Source organism: Bacteroidota bacterium, assembly GCA_030706565.1.
In the GTDB taxonomy this organism is placed as follows: domain Bacteria; phylum Bacteroidota; class Bacteroidia; order Bacteroidales; family JAUZOH01; genus JAUZOH01.
Window position 1 is genome coordinate 1 of sequence record JAUZOH010000266.1, and the last position, 5,378, is coordinate 5,378.

General features: G+C 36.5%; 5 protein-coding genes. All 5 read left to right on the forward strand.

The features are described from left to right. The coding region (locus tag Q8907_12220; protein ID MDP4275036.1) for a fibronectin type III-like domain-contianing protein at positions 1 to 342 on the forward strand (342 nt) is incomplete at its 5' end. A gap of 347 nt (positions 343 to 689) precedes the next feature. Further along, positions 690 to 1,634 carry a DUF4886 domain-containing protein gene (locus tag Q8907_12225; protein MDP4275037.1) on the forward strand — a complete coding sequence of 315 codons (945 nt, stop codon included), beginning with the start codon at positions 690 to 692 and terminating at the stop codon, positions 1,632 to 1,634. Between the two features lie 515 nt (positions 1,635 to 2,149). Next, positions 2,150 to 2,692, forward strand: a complete 543-nt coding sequence (locus tag Q8907_12230) for an RNA polymerase sigma-70 factor (GenBank protein ID MDP4275038.1) — start codon at positions 2,150 to 2,152, stop codon at positions 2,690 to 2,692. A gap of 105 nt (positions 2,693 to 2,797) precedes the next feature. Further along, positions 2,798 to 3,904: a DUF4974 domain-containing protein gene (locus Q8907_12235; GenBank protein MDP4275039.1), complete on the forward strand. Its 1,107-nt coding sequence runs from the start codon at positions 2,798 to 2,800 to the stop codon at positions 3,902 to 3,904. A 261-nt stretch (positions 3,905 to 4,165) separates the two neighbouring features. Continuing rightward, positions 4,166 to 5,378, forward strand: a 1,213-nt coding sequence (locus Q8907_12240) for a TonB-dependent receptor plug domain-containing protein (protein MDP4275040.1), incomplete at its 3' end; no start/stop codon positions are given.

Here is a 5,378-nt window from a genome sequence, read left to right on the forward strand (position 1 = left end):
GGGAAGGTAGCAGGGAAGGAAGTAGCAGAACTGTATCTTAGTGCTCCCCGTACCGAAATACAAAAGCCAGAAGAGGAATTAAAGGGCTTTGCGAAGACAAAATTATTGAAACCTGGGGAAAGTCAGGAACTTACATTCAGTCTGGACAAACGTGCTTTGGCTTCTTTCTGGAGTGGCATAAGCGCCTGGGTAGCAGACAAGGGTTTGTATGAAGTAAGGGTTGGCGCATCATCCAAGGATATACGTTCCAAGGCAACCTTTACCCTTCCTGAACGCATCGTTGTTGAAAAGGTTCATAATGTTATTTATCCCAATATTGCATTGAAGGAACTTCATTATTAATAAAATTAATATTGAATATCGTTGTTGTGGATTTTTGGGAAACGATAAACATATTAAAACTTAATGTTTGATAGAATAAGAACCCTGAAGTAGCTGTTTACTTCAGGGTTCTTTTAAATTTGTCTGCAGGGAATATTCGTAAACTTGCTTTTTATTACTTTTATGGGTTTATGGATCAGTGAATTGGTTTGAAAATTCCGAATAAATTTGTTATTAAAAAAATACGTCCTTGAAAGATAAAAAAGTCCAATAAACCCTGGTCCAATTTAGAGAGAAATTCAACAGGATGAAAGATCAAATAAAAAAGTGGAAGAATATTTCGAAAATCGTAAATAAATAAAATAGAAATGAATAGATCTGATTTTTTTAAAACTCTTTTTGCCTTAATCTTATTGTTTGCTTTTTCTTTTCAAAATGCAAATTCTTCAACATTAAGGAAAGAAGCCGGGAAACAGGATACTTTGAGGGTATTCCTCATCGGTAATAGTTTTTCACAGAATGCAACATTATATCTGCCCGAACTTGCGAAAGAGGGTGGCCATTGTTTAATTCTCGGCCGGGCGGAAATCGGCGGTTGTCCCTTGGATAAACACTGGAGATTGGCTGAGCTGGCTGAAGCAAATCCCAATGATCCGGACGGTAAGCCTTATCATGGGAAATCGTTAAGGATGCTTTTATCCCAAGGGAAATGGGATATAGTTACCTTGCAACAGGCTTCGATTTTATCCGGTGATTATGGAACTTATTTCCCGTATATACAGAAGCTTTACGACTTTATAAAGTCCATTCAACCCAATGCCCGGATAGTTATTCATCAAACCTGGGCATATCGTAAGGATTCCAAGGATTTTACCAAAATCTCTAAAGATGCATCTGCAACAACAGCAAAGGAAATGTGGAAAAAATCAAGGGCTGCATATAAGGCTGCTGCTGCAAAACTGGGTGTGAAAATCATTCCGGTAGGGGATGCTTTTTGGGAGGTTAATTCAAGCAAGAAATGGGCTTTTCAAAAAGATATGAAATTTAATGAGCAGGATATGACTTATCCCAATCTGCCTGATCAGAAATATTCATTGCACAGGGGATATTACTGGGATAGCCACAAAAAAATAATTTTCGATACACATCATGCAAATGATGCCGGTTGTTATCTCGGAGCTTTGGTCTGGTATTCTTTCCTTTTTGGCGAATCTACAAAAAATTTGAAATTTGTTCCAGCCGGAGTTCCGGATGATTTCGCCGGTTATTTAAAGAAAGTGGCTGATGCTCAGGCAGAAAAGCATCGCAAATGAAGAAGTTACAGTATGAATTGAGGTATTTTAAATTTATTTTTTAATTTTTATGGGTTTCCCAAGGTAATTGAAGGGGAAGAGGAAAATTAGATATATAACATCATGAATCAAACTATCTTTGATTCATGATGTTATTAACAGACAATCAGGTTTTTAAATAGACCTTAAATTGAAAATCTCCTTCAACATTTTGGACTGTTTTAAAAAAGCCTCAGCAGTCTGCCTTTTATGGTTTCATTTTAAGAGATAAATTTATCGTTTCATTTTAATGATGGAGAAATAAAATCATTCTTCACATATAGCAGGGCAGGTCTATTAAATCTAAAAAAAAACAAATTCAATGAAGTTTGTTTAAGTCGTACAATATCAATGTTATAAATTGATTCTTGCTGTCCGGTTTCGAAAAGATTCTAGAATTCCAGTGGCTAATGGATGACTGATAGATTTTAAATTGTTGCAGATTATTTCAATTTTTTAAAAAGAATATTTTTATATTGTTGGATCAATTCAATAAAATGACTGACATAGACTTGTTACTATGGAATAAAGTAAAATCAGGTGATACTGAAGCTTATGAATTATTATTCAGGAAGTATTACCCGTCATTATGCCTGTTTGCCAAAAGGTATGTAAATGATATAGATACTGCCCGTGAAGTGATTCAGGATCTTTTCATTTATTTATGGGAACAACGCAAAGAACTTACAGTTCGTCAATCATTTAAGTCATACGTTTTCCGGGCAGCACAATATAACTGCATCAGAAGGAAAGAAAATGACCGGAAAACCGGGGTTCCTATGTATATACTGCCCGAGACGACCTATGAAGATGTTACTTTTTACAATAATTTAGAATATGCAGAATTGAAAGAAAAGATCATGGAATCCATTGATATGCTTCCAGAACAATGTCAAAAAGTTTTCAGGCTCAGCCGTTTCGAACAGCTTAAATATTCGGAAATTGCCCTTCAAATGGGCATTTCTGTCAAAACGGTTGAAACTCAAATAAGCAAAGCAATGAAAATCATTCAACAAAGCATTGAGGATTTTTTCATCTAACTCAATGTCTTATTAACCAAATACATAACATTTTTTTTAAAATAATCATACTTCCACATCAGGGTGTCCCCCCTTTTTTTGTTCTAACCTTTTGAAAACAATTTTATGAAAAAGTCAATTTTTGAACATACCTCTCTTGAGGCGATTATTCAATATCTCGACGGGTCTGCGGATGAAACAGTAAAACAATCTGTTGAACAATGGCTTAATGAGAATAGTAAAAATCGTGTCTATTTCGAAAAAATACAAGAAGCCTGGGCATCCATTGAAAACATCCCGGAATTCAATGATATGGTTGATAAAGACTGGATGAAAATTTTACGTCAGATCGAACAAAAAAAATCAACTGCTTCCGGAATATCTCCCCAAACGACGATTCATCAGCATTTTCAGTCTTGGTTAAAAATAGCTGCCGTTATTTCCCTTGTTATTATTGCGCTTGGAACTGGATATTTATTGAAACATAAATCCATACAAGTGGAAGGTAAGGAACCTGTTTCTTTTAATGAAGTAGACGTTCCTTACGGTCAGAAATCAACGCTGATCCTTTCCGACGGGAGTAAAATATGGCTTAATGCAGGGAGTAAGGTCCGGTTTCCTAACCATTTTACCGGGACGAAACGCGAAGTATGGTTCGAGGGGGAGGCTTTTTTCAAGGTTGCCAAAAATACTTCCCGGCCTTTTTTCGTGCATACCAGTGATATAAATATTAAAGTCTTTGGAACCTCCTTTAATGTAAAAGCCTATCGTGATGAAGGTGTAATCGAAACTACGCTGATTGAAGGATTAGTAAGTCTTACCGTCAATCACCCGGCAGGTAAAACCAGTAGGGAAGTATTCCTGCACCCTGACCACAAAGCTATATTTATTAAAGACAAAACCACATTCATATCGGAAGATATAAGGCATGATGTTCATGAACCCTTAAAAACAAGGCAAATCATGATTTCAAGTCCTGTAAATACTGAAACATCTGTGGCATGGAGAGAAGGTAAATTGATATTTGACAATGAATCCTTCGAAAACATTGCAAAACAACTTGAACGGCGTTATGACGTGAAAATTATTGTTGGAGATGAAAAAGTAAATCAGATCCATTATTCCGGTGTGCTTAAAAATATATCGGTTGAACAGGCTATAAAGGCCATAGCAATGACTACAGATTTGGCCTATACCATAAAAGACAATGAAATAATCATCGCAAGAAAATGAACCCTACAAAATTGAATGAAGACCTATAAGTATAACCAAAATAAACAGCCTATGGAGTAAATTAAAACAATTAAAAAAAAATCGGAAAATGCTGGAACATTTCCCGATTCGGAATTATCAGTTAAAATGTTTGTAATCTAATCGTTGGAAGCGGCAGATTACAACTTATTCTAACCATTTAATCACTTTAAAATTATGAAAAAAAATGCACTAAAAGATGCTTTTCCCCGAAAAAAAACCATTTTTAAATTATTATTGATTATGAGACTAACATTAATATTGACTATGATCAATATTATGTCGGCAACAGCGATTGGATTCTCACAAAACACGAAACTGACATTAAACCTAAGAAATGCAAGCTTAAAAGATGCATTTAATGAAATTGAGAGGCAATCATCATTTTCTATCCTATACAAAGCCGACGCAATAAATCAAGATAAAAAAGTAAATATTCATGCATCCCGTGCCACTATTGAAGAGGTGTTGAATACGTTATTCGTGGATAAAAAAATTCATTACAAAATTCTCGACAACTCGCTTATTGTTTTATTACCAGGCAATAACAACGAACAGCAACCTGTCGTAAAAGGGAAAATTACTGATTCTTCGACTGGCGAACCTCTTCCTGGTGTCACCATAGTAATTGATGGAACGGCCAAGGGGGTTACCTCCGATATAGACGGAAATTATTCCATTCAGGTTCCAAATACAAATTCCGTTCTGGTTTTTTCCTATGTCGGATATAAAGCAGAAAAAATTCAAATTTCCGGCAGGCCCGTCATTGATGTCAAAATGTCTGCTGGGGTTGAAAAGTTGGATGAAATTGTTGTCGTTGGCTATGGAACGGTAAAGAAAAAAGATCTGACGGGTGCTGTAAGCTCGGTGCAGGGCGATGCTCTTGCTGAACGAAAGACTACGCAGATTTCTCAGGCACTTCAGGGTGCAGTACCTGGTTTAATGGTTACCCGGAGTTCTAATGCCCCCGGATCGACTGCGACTTTAAGAATCCGAGGTATTACAACTATAGGGGAGAGTAGCCCCCTGATCATTATGGACGGTATTCCTGTTGATGACATCAATGGCATCAATCCCAATGATGTGGAAAATATTTCCGTATTGAAAGATGCTGCTTCTGCATCCATTTATGGTTCGAGGGCAGCTGCCGGTGTTATTCTGGTGACTACCAAAAGAGCTAAGGAAGGACAATTGGCTATGGATTACAATTATGAATACGGAGTGGAAAAACCTACCAGCCTGCCATCTTACGTTGGAGTAACTCGCTATATGCAAATGGTTAATGAATTACGGTGGAATGATAACGCCAACAACAGTAATCAGTATCCTACCTATACCAAGGATGTGATTGATAATTATGCCACCTTGAATGCAAATAATCCTGATCTCTACCCCAATACAGACTGGAAAAAATTAATTTTAAATGATTATGCGCCGCATCAGACTCATATCCTGA

What these genes read in the sequence shown, in the direction of transcription:
- Q8907_12225 (MDP4275037.1), top strand. Translation starts at nt 690, where the DNA reads ATGAATAGATCTGATTTTTTTAAAACTCTTTTTGCCTTAATCTTATTG.
- Q8907_12235 (MDP4275039.1), top strand. Translation starts at nt 2,798, where the DNA reads ATGAAAAAGTCAATTTTTGAACATACCTCTCTTGAGGCGATTATTCAA.
- Q8907_12230 (MDP4275038.1), top strand. Translation starts at nt 2,150, where the DNA reads ATGACTGACATAGACTTGTTACTATGGAATAAAGTAAAATCAGGTGAT.